This is a genomic window from Nocardiopsis sp. NPDC049922 (assembly GCF_040660275.1).
Taxonomy (GTDB): Bacteria; Actinomycetota; Actinomycetes; order Streptosporangiales; family Streptosporangiaceae; genus Nocardiopsis.
The window spans coordinates 44,199-60,020 of the sequence record NZ_JBFAME010000003.1 but is presented as its reverse complement, the minus strand read 5'-3'; the positions used below and the strand labels follow the sequence as shown (position 1 = coordinate 60,020).

Annotated in this window: 15 protein-coding genes; 8 read left to right on the top strand and 7 right to left on the bottom strand. The window is 74.0% G+C overall.

Annotated features, from left to right (window positions below; translation table 11 throughout):
* Positions 1-50: 50 nt before the first annotated feature.
* Genes AB0I72_RS06920 through AB0I72_RS06895 form a run of 6 tightly spaced genes read right to left on the bottom strand, consistent with a single transcriptional unit; the run spans position 51 to position 5,533 of the window.
* A complete protein-coding gene (locus AB0I72_RS06920; RefSeq protein WP_358563880.1) occupies positions 51-896 on the bottom strand; it encodes a fumarylacetoacetate hydrolase family protein in 846 nt (281 codons plus the stop codon).
* Positions 889-1,806, bottom strand: a complete 918-nt coding sequence (locus tag AB0I72_RS06915) for a 3,4-dihydroxyphenylacetate 2,3-dioxygenase (RefSeq protein ID WP_358563878.1) — start codon at positions 1,804-1,806, stop codon at positions 889-891. The genes AB0I72_RS06920 and AB0I72_RS06915 overlap by 8 nt, the downstream gene beginning before the upstream one ends.
* On the bottom strand, positions 1,799-3,271 hold the full coding sequence (locus AB0I72_RS06910) for an aldehyde dehydrogenase (protein ID WP_358563876.1): 1,473 nt from the start codon (positions 3,269-3,271) through the stop codon (positions 1,799-1,801). Before AB0I72_RS06910 ends, AB0I72_RS06915 begins: the two co-directional genes overlap by 8 nt.
* A 29-nt stretch (positions 3,272-3,300) precedes the next feature.
* Complete coding sequence (locus AB0I72_RS06905; protein WP_358563874.1) at positions 3,301-4,104, bottom strand: acetoacetate decarboxylase family protein; 804 nt, start codon at positions 4,102-4,104, stop codon at positions 3,301-3,303.
* Positions 4,105-4,122: 18 nt separating this feature from the next.
* On the bottom strand, positions 4,123-5,340 hold the full coding sequence (locus AB0I72_RS06900; protein ID WP_358563872.1) for an FAD-dependent oxidoreductase: 1,218 nt from the start codon (positions 5,338-5,340) through the stop codon (positions 4,123-4,125).
* Between the two features lie 4 nt (positions 5,341-5,344).
* Complete coding sequence (locus AB0I72_RS06895; protein WP_358563870.1) at positions 5,345-5,533, bottom strand: ferredoxin; 189 nt, start codon at positions 5,531-5,533, stop codon at positions 5,345-5,347.
* Between the two features lie 321 nt (positions 5,534-5,854).
* Here AB0I72_RS06895 and AB0I72_RS06890 point away from each other — a divergent pair, with 321 nt between their 5' ends.
* Together AB0I72_RS06890 and AB0I72_RS06885 are read left to right on the top strand one after the other, a co-directional pair.
* Positions 5,855-7,204 (top strand): glutamine synthetase family protein, encoded by a 1,350-nt coding sequence (locus AB0I72_RS06890; protein WP_358563868.1) that lies wholly within the window; start codon positions 5,855-5,857, stop codon positions 7,202-7,204.
* Positions 7,205-7,221: 17 nt separating this feature from the next.
* Entirely contained in the window at positions 7,222-8,502 is a 1,281-nt protein-coding gene (locus tag AB0I72_RS06885; RefSeq protein ID WP_358563866.1) for a cytochrome P450, read from the top strand.
* Between the two features lie 37 nt (positions 8,503-8,539).
* Here the strand turns inward: AB0I72_RS06885 and AB0I72_RS06880 are convergent, their stop codons facing one another.
* Positions 8,540-10,234, bottom strand: a complete 1,695-nt coding sequence (locus AB0I72_RS06880) for an IclR family transcriptional regulator C-terminal domain-containing protein (protein ID WP_358563864.1) — start codon at positions 10,232-10,234, stop codon at positions 8,540-8,542.
* 133 nt (positions 10,235-10,367) lie between these two features.
* Here AB0I72_RS06880 and AB0I72_RS06875 point away from each other — a divergent pair, with 133 nt between their 5' ends.
* The 6 genes from AB0I72_RS06875 (at position 10,368) to pcaB (ending at position 15,800) form a co-directional block, all read left to right on the top strand.
* Positions 10,368-11,132 carry a CoA transferase subunit A gene (locus tag AB0I72_RS06875; RefSeq protein ID WP_358563862.1) on the top strand — a complete coding sequence of 255 codons (765 nt, stop codon included), beginning with the start codon at positions 10,368-10,370 and terminating at the stop codon, positions 11,130-11,132.
* Positions 11,132-11,779, top strand: coding sequence for a CoA transferase subunit B (locus tag AB0I72_RS06870; protein WP_358563860.1), 648 nt, complete (start codon positions 11,132-11,134; stop codon positions 11,777-11,779). The genes AB0I72_RS06875 and AB0I72_RS06870 overlap by 1 nt, the downstream gene beginning before the upstream one ends.
* The gene (locus AB0I72_RS06865; protein WP_358563858.1) at positions 11,776-12,984 is read left to right on the top strand and encodes a thiolase family protein; all 1,209 of its coding nucleotides are present in this window, start codon (positions 11,776-11,778) and stop codon (positions 12,982-12,984) included. The genes AB0I72_RS06870 and AB0I72_RS06865 overlap by 4 nt, the downstream gene beginning before the upstream one ends.
* Before the next feature lie 91 nt (positions 12,985-13,075).
* Positions 13,076-13,840, top strand: a complete 765-nt coding sequence (pcaH, locus tag AB0I72_RS06860; protein ID WP_358563856.1) for a protocatechuate 3,4-dioxygenase subunit beta — start codon at positions 13,076-13,078, stop codon at positions 13,838-13,840.
* Positions 13,837-14,397, top strand: coding sequence for a protocatechuate 3,4-dioxygenase subunit alpha (pcaG, locus tag AB0I72_RS06855; RefSeq protein WP_358563854.1), 561 nt, complete (start codon positions 13,837-13,839; stop codon positions 14,395-14,397). The genes pcaH and pcaG overlap by 4 nt, the downstream gene beginning before the upstream one ends.
* Positions 14,394-15,800 carry a 3-carboxy-cis,cis-muconate cycloisomerase gene (gene pcaB, locus AB0I72_RS06850; protein WP_358563852.1) on the top strand — a complete coding sequence of 469 codons (1,407 nt, stop codon included), beginning with the start codon at positions 14,394-14,396 and terminating at the stop codon, positions 15,798-15,800. The genes pcaG and pcaB overlap by 4 nt, the downstream gene beginning before the upstream one ends.
* Positions 15,801-15,822: the final 22 nt, after the last annotated feature.

The following is a 15,822-nucleotide window of genomic DNA, read 5'->3' as shown; positions in this document are numbered from 1 at the left end:
GTGACCCTACCCGTCCCCGCCGTCACGGAGCGGGACCGGCCCCGCTCCGGTCAACGCCGCGGCGGCCGCACGCCACGGAACTCCCAGTCACCGCCCAGAGCCGTGGAGACGACCTCCTCCGACTCCGTGGGCTGGGCGCCCACGTCCGCGCGGATCGGGGTCGGTCCGCTGACGACGCGGTTGCGCAGCCGCCCGAGCCCCTCGGCCTCCACCTCGACCACGTCGCCGGGCCGGACCGGCCGGGAGCCCGCCGGGGTCCCCGACAGCAGCACGTCCCCGGGCACGAGGGTGATCGTGCGGGCGATGTCGGCGACGAGGTAGTGCATGTCCCACCGCATCTCGTCGGTGGACCCGTCCTGGACCAGCTCCCCGTTCACGTAGGTGCGCAGGTACTTGCCCCGGAAGTCCCAGCCGGTGACCAGGCCCGGCCCGAGCGGGCACAGGGTGTCGGAGCCCTTGACCCGCAGCATCGACCCGGCGTCGGTGTCGCGGAAGTCGTGCAGACCGAAGTCGTTGGCGACCGTGTACCCGGCGATGTACTCCCCGGCCTCCTCCGGGGCGATGTTGCGGCAGGTGCGGCCGATGACGATGGCGATCTCGCCCTCGTAGTTGAGCCACCCGCACCCTTCGGGGCGCACGACGGCGCCCTCGTGGGAGTTCAGCGCCGAGACCGGCTTGTGGAAGTAGGTGGGTGCGGCGGGCAGCCGGATCTGGAACTCCTCGACCCGACTGCGGTGGTTGAGGTGCACGGCGACGACCTTGGAGGGCGCCACCGGCGGCAGGTGGAGCGCGTCCTCGACCCTGACGCGGCGGCCGTCCCCGACCACCAGCTCGGCACCGTCCCGGACGGACTCGACGGCGGCTCCGTCGAGGAGGATACGGCGGTACTCAGGCACGGGCGGGCTCCTTGTCGGTGTGGGGCGCGGTCCAGCCGCCCTCGGGGCGGTCGAACCACAGGTGGACCTGGCCGGTGCCGATGGAGTTCTCGTACTCGCCGTACTGGCGGGCGGGCGCGGTGCACGCCTCCTCGCCCAGGGCTCCGGCCATCATCAGGTAATGGAAGAACTTCGCCTCGGGCTTGTACCTCCAGAACTCCCCCATGGTCTGGAGGACCCTGTCGTGGCGGCCCTCCTTGAACCAGGCGATGCGCTCCTCGTCGGCGGCGCGGGCCTGCGGGCTGAACACGTGTGCGGGGTCGCTGGCCTCGTGGTCGCGCAGTTCACGCAGCGGCCAGAAGGTGTGCGAGAGCGCACCGGAGGCGATGAGCACGACTCTGCGGCCCCCGGTGGCGGCGATGCCGTCGGCCAGCGCGCGCCCCAGCCGCAGGTGGTCCTCCATGTCGCCGGTCTGGCAGACGCCGATGCTCACCCACCGCTTGTCGGGAAGTCCCTCGCCGAGGAACTTCCACAGGTTGACGGTGGCGTAGTAGATCGGCAGGCAGTCGTCGTCGATCGCGGTGATCCAGGTTCCGTGCTCGTCGGCGCGGCGGGCGACGTTGTGGGCCAGCTCGGGGTCGCCGGGGAAGTCGTAGGGCATCCGGCACATGCCGCGCGGCAGTTCCTCGGAGGTGAACAGCCCGGCCCGGCGCCGCTGGGCGGTGGCCACGAACTCGACGGTGGTGGCCCAGTGCGAGTCCAGGACGACGACCGTGTCGTAGTCGAGGGCCTCGAAGACGTCCCGGCGCAGCTCCTCCAAGCCGGTGACGAGCGTGATCTCCCTGCCCTGGTTGAGCTCCAGACGGTCCTGGCGGGGCAGGACGATGGTGGGGACGTGGGCGAGCAGCCCCGCCCCGACGATCTCACCCATGGTCGTTCCATCCCTTCGGTGCGGTGACGGTGTTCTTCAGGTCGCAGTAGAAGTCGAAGCTCCAGGTGCCGCCCTCACGGCCCAGCCCCGACTGCCGGGAGCCGCCGAAGGGCGCGCGCAGGTCCCTGACGAAGAAGCAGTTGACCCACACGGTGCCCGCGACCAGCCGGGCGGCGACGCGGTCGGCGCGCGCGGCGTCACCGGTGGCCAGGGTGGCGGCCAGCCCGAAGCGCGTGTCGTTGGCCAGCGCCACGGCCTCGTCCTCGGTGGCGAAGGTCTGCAAGGTCAGGACCGGGCCGAAGACCTCCTCCTGGACGATCTCGGAGTCCTGGGCGACGTCGGTGAGCAGGGTGGGACGGTAGTGGAGGCCGCCCAGGTCAGTGTTGGGTCCGCCGCCGACCACCGCGCGGGCTCCGGCGGCCAGGGCGCGCTTGACGAACCCGTCGATCCGCTCCACCTGGCGGGGGTGGACGTTGGGGCCGACGGAGGTCGCCTCGTCGCGCGGGTCGCCCTGGGTCAGGCTCGACGCCTTCTCGACGAAGCGTCGGGTGAACTCCTCGGCGACGGACTCCTCGACGAGCAGGCGGGTGGCGGCCAGGCACACCTGCCCGGCGTTGTCGTACTGCTCGACCGCCAGGTCGGCGGCCAGGTCCAGGTCGGCGTCGGCGAAGACCAGCAGCGGCGACTTTCCGCCCAGCTCCAGGCTGTGCGGGGTGAGGTTGGCCGAGGCCGCCGCCGCGATGGTCCTGGCGGTGGGAACCGATCCGGTGAAGCTGACGCGGCGCACGTCGGGGTGGGCGACGAGCGGGGCGCCGACCTCGGCTCCGTAACCCTGGACGACGTTGAGGACGCCCGGCGGGAGCCCGGCCTCGGCGGCGATGTCGGCCAGCAGGGACGCGGTGAGCGGGGACCATTCGGCGGGCTTGAGCACCACCGTGTTCCCCGCCGCGAGCGCCGGAGCGACTTTCCAGGTGGCCAGCATCAACGGGGCGTTCCACGGGGTGATGAGCACGCACGGACCCGCCGGGTCCCAGGAGACGTGGTTGGTGTGGCCCCGTGTGTCGAAGGGGGCGTGCTCCAACTCCAGGAGCCAGTCGGCGAAGAAGCGGAGGTTGTGCGCCACGCGAGGCATGACGCCTCGGCGGTGGGACCGCAGCAGCGCGCCGTTGTCGTTGGTCTCGACGATCGCCAGTTCCTCCCGGCGCCTGTCGACGCCGTCGGCGATGGCGTGGAGGAAGCGGGCGCGCTCGGCGCGGGAGGTGGCCGCCCAGGCGGGGAAGGCCTCGGTGGCGGCGGCCACGGCCGCCTCGGCCTCGGTCGCGCCGCCGCGGGCGATCTCCCCGAGGACGCCCTGGTCGATCGGGGAGATGTCGGTGAACGTCTCGGCGGAGGCCACGCGTCGGCCGCCGATCCAGTGCCGGGTGTCGACGTCCACTCCGGCGACGGTGGTGGTGTGTGCGGACATGTCAGGATCTCCTGGTGGTGGGAGGGTGGTCACTCGGCGCCGGAGGTGCCCGACTCCAGCAGGCGTCCGCCGTCCCAGACGACCCCCACCCGCCGGTGGTAGGCGGCGATGGGTTCGCGGACCTCCAGACGGGCCAGCTCCTCGGTGGGTGAGTCGAACAGGTCCAGTTCGGCCTCCCCCTTCCACGCCTGCCCGGCCTCGAAGGAGGCGGCGCCGGACTCGATCAGCTCGTCGACGGCGAGCCCCTTGCCCTTCTCGACGGAGGGCAGCCAGCGGTGGTGGGCCATGGGGTGGCCGTTGACGAACCCGTTGGTCTCGGAGGGCTCGCGCAGGGTCACCACGGCCTGGGCGAGTCGGCGGTCGGCGGCGGCCAGGGTGGCGCCGAAGCGGGCGCCCGCCTCGATGCGGGGCGCGGGACCGAAGGGATGGGGGCGGGTCTGGTGGATGGAGCCGAGCTTCTTCGGATAGCCCTGGTGCAGGCCCCGGGCGACGGCGAAGTCCTTGTCGACCCAGATGTGGACGCAGCGCGAGTAGACGCGGCCCCGGTAGGAGCAGCGCACGACCGCGAACGCCTCCTTGTACTGGGCGCGCACCGGGTCGAGCAGTTCGTCGCCGCCGGTGGAGCAGGACTGCCAGTCGGCCCAGACGAGGGCGACCGCGCCCGGGTCCTCCTCGACGAGTTCCAGCGGCTCGGGCAGCAGCTCGCGGACGCGGTCGGGGTCGGTGCGGTACTCGACGGTGAGCAGGTCGCCGGAGTACCGCCAGGGCGGCGGCGGAACGAGAGAGGACTTCCCGGTCGCCGTCTTGGGCGGGAAGAATCCGCGGAGGGTCATGTCGGTCTCCGTAGGTCGTCAGGCGGTGGGCACGGGCTGTCGGACGAGCTGGGCGCGGTGGCGGGCGGCCGCGCCGACCGCGGCCGGACCGCCGAGCGCGACGACGCCGACGAGCGTCCCGTCGTCGTGGTAGCCGACCACGGCGTCGCCGGTGAGGTCCCCCTCCAGGACGCGGACGTCGGCCATGCCCAGAGCGGGTGAGCCGAAGGACTGGAGCCGGAGGTCGTGCTGGTCGCTCCAGAAGGTGGGCAGCGGCGCGAAGGGGGCCGGGTCCGGTTCACCGCCCGCCAGGTGGGCGGCCAGGACCCGGGCGGCGTGCCGGGCGGTGTCGGTGGGGATCGACCAGTGCTCGACCCTGCGGGGCACGCCGTCGTAGCGGGCGTTGGGAAAGCGGGCGACGTCCCCGACGGCGACGACGTGCGGCAGCCCGCCGACGCGCAGGTGCCGGTCGGTCCGCACGCCGTCGGACAGGTCCAGTCCGTTGCCCTGGAGCCACTCGGTGTTGGGGACCGAGCCCACGGCTTCCACGACCACGTCGGCGGAAAGGGTCGTGCCGTCGCCGAGGACGACGCCGGTGACGCGGTCGGCGCCCGAGAACCCCGCGACGCCGTCGCCGAGCGCGAAGCGGACACCGCGCTCGGTGTGCCGCCGCAGGAGTTCGCGGGCGAGCGGATCGCCGAGCGCGCGCAGCATCGGAAGGGGCTCGGGGTCGACGACCGTCACGTCGCGGACGCCCAGGCCGAGCGCGGTGGCGGCCACCTCACAGCCGATGAAGCCCGCGCCGACCACCACGACGCGCGCGCCCGGGACGAGTGCGCCGGCGAGCGCGCGGGCGTCGTCGATGGTGCGGACGGTGTGACGCCCGGCCGTGGGGCCGGGGTGGTTCAGCCGCCGGGCGCGCACCCCGGTGGCGGCGACCAGGCCGTCGAAGGCGAGCACGTCTCCGCCTTCCAGGCCCAGGCGGCGCCGGTCCAGGTCGGCGGAGACCACGGCGGCGCCCAGCCGCCACTCGACGTCGGCGGTGCTCGCCTTGGGAGTGAGGGCCAGGGAGTCGAACGAGTCTGTCCCGGCCAGGACCTCCTTGGACAGCGGAGGACGGTTGTAGGGCATGTGGGGCTCGGCGCCGACCACCGTGATCGGCCCGGTCCACCCGGCGGCGCGCAGGTGTTCGGCGGCGCGCAGACCGCCCATGGACGCCCCGGCCACGACGACGCGGCCGGTGTGGGGTCTGGTCACGGCGTCAGCCCTCGATCCGGATGGCCTGCAGAGGGCAGACGTCGGCGGCGTCCTCGGCGTCGGCGCGCAGCGACTCGTCGGGATCGCTGACGTAGGTCAGGTGCGCCTGGGCGTCGAGCTGGAAGATGTCGGGGGCGGCGAAGACGCACTGGCCGTGGTCCTTGCACTTGTTCATGTCGACGACGACCTTCATGGCCGGTCCTCCTGGAGCGTGAGGGCGTCGGTGCGGAATGCCCGATGACGGGTCGGCCGGGGGCCGCCGCTCGGGACGGCCCCCGGCCCGCGGGAGCGTGGTGATGCACGCCTCCGCGACTCGTTTGGCTCCAAACAACATACGCGCGCCCCGAGGGCCTGGTCAATGGCTATCCATCTGGATAATTTTTTTCGTGTGACCTCTTGCACAGCACCCTCCCGCCACTTAACGTTTGGCACCAAACGAATGCTGGGTGTCGCGGCGACCCGCATCGACGCGCATCCGGCCCCGTCTCACCCCATCCACCACGAGGAGACTCCGGTGAGCGCTCACGACCCCGCGACCCTCGGCCAGCACATCGACCGCCTCACCGCGTCCGGCATCGACGTCGTCCGCGTGGCCTACCCCGATCTCAACGGCACCGACCGGGCCCGCGACGTCCTCGTCGAACGGCTGCCCGCCGCCGTCGAGCACGGACTCGCCTTCTGCCGCGCCGTGTACCACACCAGCCCCCAGGGGGACGTCGTCCCGGTCCCGGGCGGTCTGGACGCGGGCCTGCCCGACATCACCGTCCGCCCCGACCTGGACACGCTGCACCCCCTGCCCTGGGAGCCCGGCGTCGCCTGGTGCCTGGGCGAGGTCACCGACCCCGCCACCGGCAGGCCCGCCCCGGAATCGCCCCGCGACCTCCTGCGCTCGGTCCTGGAGCGGTGCGCCGAGCACGGACTGCATCCGATCGTCGGTCCGGAGCTGGAGTACTTCCTGTGTTCCCCCGGCGCCGACGGCGCCTGGCGCCGCTACACCGAACAGACCGGCCACATCTACACCGCCGGACGGCGCGCCGACCCCGACAACCACCTGCTCCGCACCCTGCGCGTGCTGCACGGCCTGGGCATCGGCGTCACCAACGGCAACCACGAGTTCGACGGCGCCCAGTTCGAGATCAACCTCGACCACTCCGCGGCCCTCGACTCCGCCGACCGGGCGTTCCGGTTCAAGGCGGCCGTCAAGGAGCTCGCCCGCGCCGAGAACCGGCTCGCCACCTTCATGGCCAAGCCGTTCAACGACGCCGGCGGGTCCGGCTTCCACCTGCACGTGTCCTGTGACGACGCCGGGGGACGCAACGCCTTCGACGACCCCGAGGGCGCCTTCGGGCTGTCCTCCACGGCCCGACACGCCATCGCGGGCGTCCTGGTCCACGCCCCGGCGCTCGCCGCCCTGGCCAACCCCACGGTCAACTCCTACAAGCGCTTCGGCCCCGGCACCCTCGCGCCGTGGTTGATCGACTGGGGTCTGGACAACCGCAGCGCCATGGTGCGCGTCCCGCCCGAACGCGGCGCGGCCGCCCGGTTCGAGCTGCGCCTCGGCGACGCCAGCGCCAACCCGTACCTGCTGGTCGCCGCCACCGCGGCCGCCGCGCTCCTCGGCGTGGTCGCCGGGGAGGAACCGCCCGCCCCGTTGGAGGGCTACGGCTACGACACCGCCCGTGCCCCGCTCCTGCCCACCGACCTGTCCGCCGCGCTCGACGCGCTGGAGGCGGACACCGACCTCACCGAGGTCCTCGGCAAGGAGTTCACCGCGTCCTTCCTCTCCTACAAGCGCGACGAGGTCGATCGCTTCCACCGGCACGTGACCGACTGGGAGTTCACCGAGTACGCCCACCACCTGTGACGACCAAGGAGACGGCCTTGACCACCCGCACCACCGCTCCCCCCGACCCGCTGCCGCTCGACGAGGTCGACCTGGCCGACCCCGGGAAGTTCGCCGACGGGGTCACCCCCTGGCGCATGTTCCACACCCTGCGCCACGAGGACCCCGTCCACTGGCAGCCCGAGCCCGAACCCAACGCGGGCTTCTGGGCGGTCACCCGCCACGCCGACATCGCGCGCGTGGACCGCGACCCCGAGACCTTCACCTCGACGAGGTTCGTCAACCTGGAGGAGGTCGACGACGACCAGATCAGGAAGCGCGCCTCCATCCTGGAGCTGGACGGGGTGCGCCACCGCGCCCTGCGCAGCGTCATCCAGCGGCAGTTCGGCGCGAGCGTCATCAACAGCTACACCGACTTCCTGCGCGGCCTGACCGCCCACACGCTCGACGCCGCCCTGGCCAAGGGCCGCTTCGACTTCGTCGAGGAGGTCTCCGCGGACTTCCCCATCAACGTGCTCGCCCGCCTGTTGGACGTGCCCGAGGAGGACAACCTCCAGCTCATCGAGTGGGGCAACCGCATCATCGGCAACACCGACCCCGACTACGCCGACGTCCTGCTCGGCAGCGAGGAGAGCGAGAGGTACCGCGATCTCCCCTTCCGCTCCCCCGCCTCGCTGGAGGTGTTCGAGTACGGGCGCGAGCTGGCCCGCCAGCGACGCGGAGGCGAGGGCACCGACCTGGTCTCCAGGCTGGTCAACGTGACCCCGCGGGACGGCGTGCCACTGTCACGGCAGGACTTCGACAACTACTTCCTGCTGCTGGTGGTGGCCGGGAACGAGACCACCCGGCACACCATCTCCCACGCCATGCACGCACTGATCCAGCACCCCGACCAGCTCGACCTGCTGCGCCGCGACCCGTCCCTGATCCCGAACGCGGTGGAGGAGTTCCTGCGCTGGGCCTCGCCCGTCTACCACTTCCGCCGAACCGCCACCCGCGACACCGAGCTCGGCGGGAAGCGCATCCGCGAGGGGGACAAGGTGGTCATGTGGTTCGCCTCCGGCAACCGCGACGAGGAGGCGTTCGGCAACCCGTACGACTTCGACGTCACCCGCCAGGACAACGACCACGTCACCTTCGGCAAGGGCGGCCCGCACCTGTGCCTGGGCAACCTGCTCGCCCGCACCGAGATCCGCATCATGTTCGAGGAGCTCATCCCGCGCATCAGCGACATGCGGCTGACCGGCGACGTCCCGCGGGTCCGCTCCAACTTCGTCAACGGCGTCAAGAGGCTTCCCGTGGAGGCCACCCTCGCCTGACCTCCCCCACGGGACGGAGCGCACCCGGGCCCCGCCGTCAGGACGGCAGGGCGCCGGGGTTGCGCTCGCTGGCGGCGGCCAGGTCGGCCTCGATCCGACGCGCCGCCTCGCGGAGCTCGGGCAGGACCTCCTCGCGCAGGGAGTCCGAGCCCCGCTGGGCGGCGTGCGCGGCCACGTTCACGGCGGCCACGACCCGCCCGTCCCGGTCCCGGACGGGGACGGCGATCGAGCACAGCCCCTCCTCCAGCTCCTGGTCGACGAGGGCGTACCCCGAGCGGCGGGCCTCGTCGACCACGGCGGCCAGCTCCTCGGGCGAGGTGCGGGTGTGCTCCGTGAGCCGTTCCGGGACGGCACGGGTGAGCCGCGCGGCGAGCTCCTCGGGCGGGCGCCCGGCCAGCAGGACCCGGCCCATCGAGGTGGGGTGGGCGGGCAGTCGCGTGCCCACCCCCAGGTCCACGCCCATGACGCGGGTGGTGGCCACGCGCGCCACGTAGCGGATGTCGTCGCCGTCGAGCACGGACACGGACGCGGAGTCGTGCACCCGGCGCACCAGGTCGGCCAGGTGGGGGGTGGCGATCCGTTCGAAGGTGAGCCGGGACAGGGGGGCGTAGCCCAGTTCCAGGACCCGGGGCAGGAGGGTGAACCGGCGGTCGTCGACGGTGGTGACGTAGCCCAGCTGGGTCAGCGCGGACAGCGAGCGGCGGGCGGTGGCGCGGGCCAGACCGGTGGCCTGGGCGACCTCGGTCAGGGTGCGCCCTCCGGTGACGCGCAGGCAGGTCAGCACCTCCAGCCCCCGGGCCAGCGACTGGAGGAAGTCCGCGCCCAGCTCCTCCTTGGCCGTGCGCAGGGCGTCGGCGCGCCCCGAGGGGGACGGCGGCTCCGCGGGGACGTGCTCCGCCAACGCCTCGGCGACCGTGTCGGCGCACGCGCGCAACCGGGGCAGCGCGAGGTCGGCGAGGCTGTCGGCGGTGTGGCGGCTGGTGTGGCTGACGACGCTCACCGCGCACCGGACCCGGCCGTCGTCGCCGCGCACCGGGACGGCGACGGCTACCAGCCCCGGTTCGACGAGCTGGTCGTCCACGGCCGAGCCCGACCGCTCCGCCCGTTCCGTGCGGGCCGCCAGGTCGGGGACGGCGGCCGCGTCGGAGCCGGGGCCCTGACGTCCCGCCGCTCCGGAGGAGTCCCCGCGCGCGTCGCCGGCCGGCGCTGAGGGCGGCGCCGGGGCGACGCGCTCGCGCCAGTGCCGCCAGGTGTCCTCGTCCCAGTCGGCGGCGAAGAGCGCCCCGGGCGCGCAGCGTTCGGCGGGCAGCAGGTCGCCGACGTGGAAGGTGACCGCCATGGCGCGCCGCCGGGGGCACTGGATCACGAAGCGCGCCCCGTCGCCGTCGGGGACGCACACCGACACCGACTCGTCGAGCTCGTCGGCCAGGCTCCGGGCGGGGACGTCCGCCGCGTCGGCCAACGGGTCGGCCGCGAGGTAGGCGTTGCCGAGTTCCATCAGGAGCGGGGTGAGCACGGCGTCGTGCTCCTCGGCCCGCAGGTAGCCGAGGTGGGTGAGGGTGCGGGCGACCCGGTCGACGGTGGCGCGGGCCAGACCGGTGGCGCGGGCGAGGTCGCTCCGGCGCATGCGCGTCGCGGGGGCCGCCGCGAGGGCGCGCACGACGGCCAGTCCCCGTTCGAGCGTGGCCACGGACTCCCCGGGCTTGGCGGGCGTGGTCGCGGTGACCGGCATGGGGGACCTCCACAGTTCCTCGTTCGGATCGAACGCTACCGGGGCTTGACAGGCGCGAGGCCGCCACGCGACACTTACATCGGTTCATTAATGAACTTTAGTTCACCTAGCGAACATGATGGGGCGGAAGCGGATGGACAAAGTGGCACCCACGGCCGCGGAGGCCGTGGCGGACGTCCACGACGGAGCCTCGATCGCGGTCGGCGGCTTCGGACTCAGCGGCGTCCCGACGGTCCTCATCCAGGCCCTGCTCAACCGCGGCGCCACCGACCTCTCGGTCGTCTCCAACAACTGCGGCGCCATGGACACCGGCCTGTCCGTCCTGCTCTCGGCGGGCCGGATCAGCCGGGTCACCGGCAGCTACATCGGCTCCAACGAGGAGTTCGCACGGCAGTACCTGGCGGGTGAGCTGGAGCTCGAACTCATCCCGCAGGGCTCGCTCGCCGAGCGCCTGCGCGCGGGCGGCAGCGGCATCCCCGCCTTCTACACCCCCGCCGGGGTCGGCACGCAGGTCGCCGAGGGCGGGCTGCCCTGGCGCTACGACGGCCGCGGCGGGGTGGCCGTCGCCTCGCCGCCCAAGGAGGTCCGCGGGTTCGACGGCGTCCCCCACGTGCTGGAGCACGCCATCACCACCGACTTCGCGCTGGTGCGGGCCGCCAGGGGCGACCGGCACGGCAACCTCGTCTTCCGCCGGGCGGCCCGCAACTTCAACCCGCTGGCCGCCATGGCCGGGCGCACCGCCGTCGCCGAGGTGGAGGAGCTGGTCGAACCGGGCGAGATCGACCCCGACCACGTGCACCTGCCCGGCGTGTTCGTCCAGCGGGTCGTGCCGCTCACCCCCGAGCAGGCCGCCGACAAGCGGATCGAGAAGCGCACAGTCACGGAGGTGGACGCCTGATGTCCTGGACACGCGAGCAGATCGCCGCCCGCGCCGCGCGTGAACTGCGCGACGGCGAGTACGTCAACCTCGGCATCGGGCTGCCCACCCTGATCCCGAACCACCTGCCCCCGGGCGTGGAGGTGGTCCTGGAGTCGGAGAACGGCATCCTCGGCACCGGCCCCTTCCCCCGGGCGGACGAGGTCGACCCCGACCTGATCAACGCGGGCAAGGAGACCGTCACCGTCCTGCCGGGCGCCTCCTTCTTCGACTCCGCGCTCTCGTTCGCGATGATCCGCGGCGGCCACGTCCACACCGCCGTGTTGGGGGCGATGCAGGTCTCCGCCCGCGGCGACCTCGCCAACTGGGCGGTCCCCGGAAAGCTGGTCACCGGGATCGGCGGGGCCATGGACCTGGTGCACGGCGCCCGCCGCGTCATCGTCACCATGGCGCACACGGCCAGGGACGGGAGCCCCAAGATCGTCGAGGAGTGCGTCCTTCCCCTCACCGGCCGCGCCTGCGTCGACCGGATCATCACTGACCTGGGCGTCCTGGACGTCACCGGCGACGGGCTCGCGCTCGTGGAACTCGCCGACGGGGTCACCCCGGACGACGTCCTCTCCCGGACCGAGGCGAAGGTGCGCGTCGCCGAGGAGGTGGGGGCGTGAGGACCCGGGACGTCTACGTCGTCGACGCCGTGCGCACCCCGGTCGGCCGGTACGACGGCGCGCTGGCCGCCGTGCGCCCCGACGACCTGGCCGCGCACACCCTCCGCGCCCTGCTGGACCGCTCCCCCGCCCTGGACCCGGCCCTGATCGGCGACGTGTACCTCGGCAACGCCAACGGCGCGGGCGAGGAGAACCGGAACGTGGGACGGATGGCCGCCCTGCTGGCGGGGCTGCCGACGTCGGTGCCGGGGGTGACCGTCAACCGGCTGTGCGCCTCCGGGCTGGAGGCCGTCGTCCAGGCGGCCCGCGCCATCGCGCTGGGCGACGCGTCCGTCCTGGTCGCCGGCGGGGTGGAGTCGATGACCCGCGCCCCGTACGTGCTGCCCAAGAGCGACCGGGCCTTCCCCCCGGGCCACGCCGATCTGTACTCCACCACCCTGGGCTGGCGGATGGTCAACCCGGCGATGGAACCGCGGTGGACGGTGCCGCTGGGCGAGTCCGCCGAGCTGATCGCGGACAAGCACGGGATCGGCCGCGCGGAGCAGGACGCGTTCGCCCTGGACAGCCACCGCAAGGCGGCCGCCGCCCGGGAGCGTGGACTGTTCGACGCCGAGATCGTCCCCGTCCGGGTGCCCCGGCGCCGGGGCGGGGCGGTCACGGTCGACCGCGACGAGAGCGTGCGGCCCGACACCTCCCCGGAGGCCCTGGCGAGGCTGGCGCCGTCGTTCCGCCCCGAGGGCGGCACGGTGACGGCGGGCAACTCCTCCCCGCTCAACGACGGCGCCGCCGCCCTGCTGCTCGCCGACGAGGAGGGGGTGCGCGCGACCGGGCGCGAACCGCTGGCGCGGATCTCGGCCAGCGCGGTCAGCGCCGTCGAACCGCAGTGGTTCGGGCTCGGCCCCGTCGAGGCGGTCAGCCGCGCCCTGACCCGGGCGGGGCGCTCCCTCACCGACGTGGACGTGCTCGAACTCAACGAGGCGTTCGCCGCCCAGGTCCTCGGCTGCCTGGCCGAGTGGCCCGAGTTCGACCGGGCGGTCCTCAATCCGCGCGGCGGCGCCATCGCCCTCGGCCACCCGCTGGGCGCCTCCGGCGCCCGCCTGGCCGGAACCGTCGCCCACCAACTGGCCTCGGCCGGAAGCGGAACCGGGGTCGCCGCCCTGTGCGTCGGCGTCGGACAGGGCCTGGCCCTCGTCCTCGAACGCTAGGGCGTGATAGGGCGGACACCTGCCCCGCCACACGTCGCCCCTGACGTCACCCGTTCCACGAAACACCAGCCCCTCCTCTCCAGGGAGCGCCATGACCGCACTGCCGCCGAACCCCACCCAGGCCGACATCGACGTCGCGATCGCCCGTGCCCAGGCCGCCGCCCCCGCGAGCGACCAGCCCTCGCGCGACTTCCCGCCGTACCGCAGCAGCGCGCTGCGCCACCCGACCCGGCCGCTGTTCCCGGTGCGCGACCCCGAGGCGGTCGAGCTGACCGGACCGGCCTTCGGCGTCACCGACGTCACCGCCCTCGACGCGGACCTGACCCGCCACCACGCGGGTGAACCGCTCGGCGAGCGCATCACCGTGACCGGTCGCGTGCTGGACCGCCGGGGCCGACCGGTGCGGGGCCAGCTGGTGGAGGTCTGGCAGGCCAACGCCTCGGGCCGCTACGCCCACCAGCTCGACCAGCACCCGGCGCCGCTGGACCCCCACTTCACCGGGTTCGGGCGCTGCCTGACCGACGCGGCGGGGCGGTACTCCTTCACCACCATCCGGCCGGGCGCCTACCCCTGGCGCAACCACACCAACGCCTGGCGTCCCGCGCACATCCACTTCTCCCTGTTCGGCGAGGCGTTCACGCAGCGGCTGGTGACGCAGATGTACTTTCCGGGAGACCCGCTGCTCCCGTTCGACCCGATCCTGCAGTCGGTGACGGAACAGGCCGCCCGCGACCGCCTCCTGGCCACCTACGACCACGACCTGTCCGTGCCCGAGTGGTCGCTGGGCTACCGCTGGGACATCGTCCTGGACGGCCCGGCCGCCACCTGGACCGAGCCCGAGGAGGACGACCGATGAGGCTCGCGCCCACGCCTTCGCACACCGTCGGCCCGTTCTACGGCAACGCCCTGCCCTTCGCGGACGGCGGCCGGGTGGCTCCCACGGGTCATCCCGACACGATCACCCTGCGCGGGAGGGTCCTGGACGGCGCCGGAGAGCCCGTGCCGGACGCGCTCGTCGAGACCTGGCAGCCCGCACCGGACGGCACGCGCACGGGCGCGCCCGGGTCGATGCGCCGCGACCCGGCGACCGGCCGCGACCTGGGCCGCGACGGGGTGGGCTTCACCGGGTTCGGGCGGGTCGCGACGGACCCGGACGGGCACTGGGCGGTGCGGACGCTGCCGCCCGGCGGGGTCCCGTACGTGTGCGTGGCGGTCTTCGCGCGGGGCCTGCTGCACCACCTGTACACCCGCGCCTACCTCGTGGACGACCCCGACGACGCGCTGCTGGCCGCGCTGCCCCGGGAGCGGCGCGAGACGCTGCTGGCGGCGCCCGAACCGGGCGCGTACCGCGCCCACCGCTTCGACATCCGCCTCCAGGGTGAGGGCGAGACCGTGTTCCTGGAGTTCCCGTGAGCGAGCCGAACGACACCGCTCCCGCGGACCGCGAGCCGATCGGGCCGGACCCGCTCGACACCGGACTGCTCGCCCCCGGACGCGCCGGGGCGGCGGTCGAGGCCGCCACCGGGGACGCCGCCTTCCTCGCGGCGATGGTGGCGGCGGAGGCCGCCCTGACCGCGGCCCAGGCCGACCTGGGCCTGGTCCCGCCCGCCGCCGCGCGGGCGGTCGCCGAGGCCGCCGAGGCCACCCGCTTCGACCCCCGGGACCTGGCACTGCGCGCCCGCGCCGACGGCCACCCGGTGATCGCCCTGGTCGCCGACCTGACGGCGGCGGTGGGCCAGGAGTCCGCGCCCTACGTCCACCGGGGCGCCACCAGCCAGGACGTCATGGACACCGCGGCCATGCTGGTCGCGGCGCGCGCGGTCGATCTGACGCTGGACGACCTGGCCCGCACCGAGCGCGCCCTGGCCGACCTCGCCGCCCGGCACCGCGCCACCCCCATGGCGGGGCGCACGCTCACCCAGCACGCCGTCCCGACCGCCTTCGGTCTGAAGGCGGCGGGCTGGCGGGAGCTGGTGGTCGCGGCCGTCGACCGGCTGACCGGGGTGCGCGCCGCGCTGCCGGTGCAGCTCGGCGGGGCGGCCGGGACCCTGGCGGCGTTCGCGGAGTACGCGCCGGACCGGGCGCCGGACACCGGCCCGCGACTCCTGGCCGCGTACGCGCGCCGGACCGGTCTGGCCGAACCGCGACTGCCCTGGCACGTCCTGCGCACGCCGATCGCCGACCTGGGCTCCGCGCTCGCCTTCACCGGCGGCGCGCTCGGCAAGATCGCCGCCGACGTGCTGGTGCTGTCGCGCACCGAGATCGGCGAGGTCGCCGAGGCCACCGGAGGCGGCTCCTCGGCGATGCCGCACAAGGCCAACCCGGTGCGGGCGGCGCTCGTCGCCGCCGCCGCCCGCCAGCTGCCCGCGCTGGCCTCGGTGCTGCTGGCCGGGATGGTGTGCGAGGACGAACGCCACGCGGGCGTCTGGCACGCCGAGTGGCAGACGTTGCGCGAGGCCCTGCGCCTGGCCGGCGGCGCCGCCCGCGACGCCGCCGTCATGGTCGGCGGGCTGCGCGTCGACGCCGACCGGATGGCGGCCAACCTCGCCCTGACCGGCGGGCGGATCACCTCCGAGCGGATCGCCGCGGCCCTGTCCGCCCGTGTCGGGCGCGCCCGCGCCAAGGAGCTGCTCACCCGCGCCTCGCGCCGGGCGGCCCAGGAGGGTCTGCCCCTGGCCGAGGCCCTGCGGGAGCTGCCCGAGCTCGCGGATCTGGAGGAGGGGTGGTTGGCGGATCTCACCGATCCCGCCGCCTACCTGGGCGCCGCGCCCCTCCTGGTGGACCGCGCCCTGGCCGACCCCCGGAGGTCCGGGTGAGGCCACCGAGTCCACCCGCCCG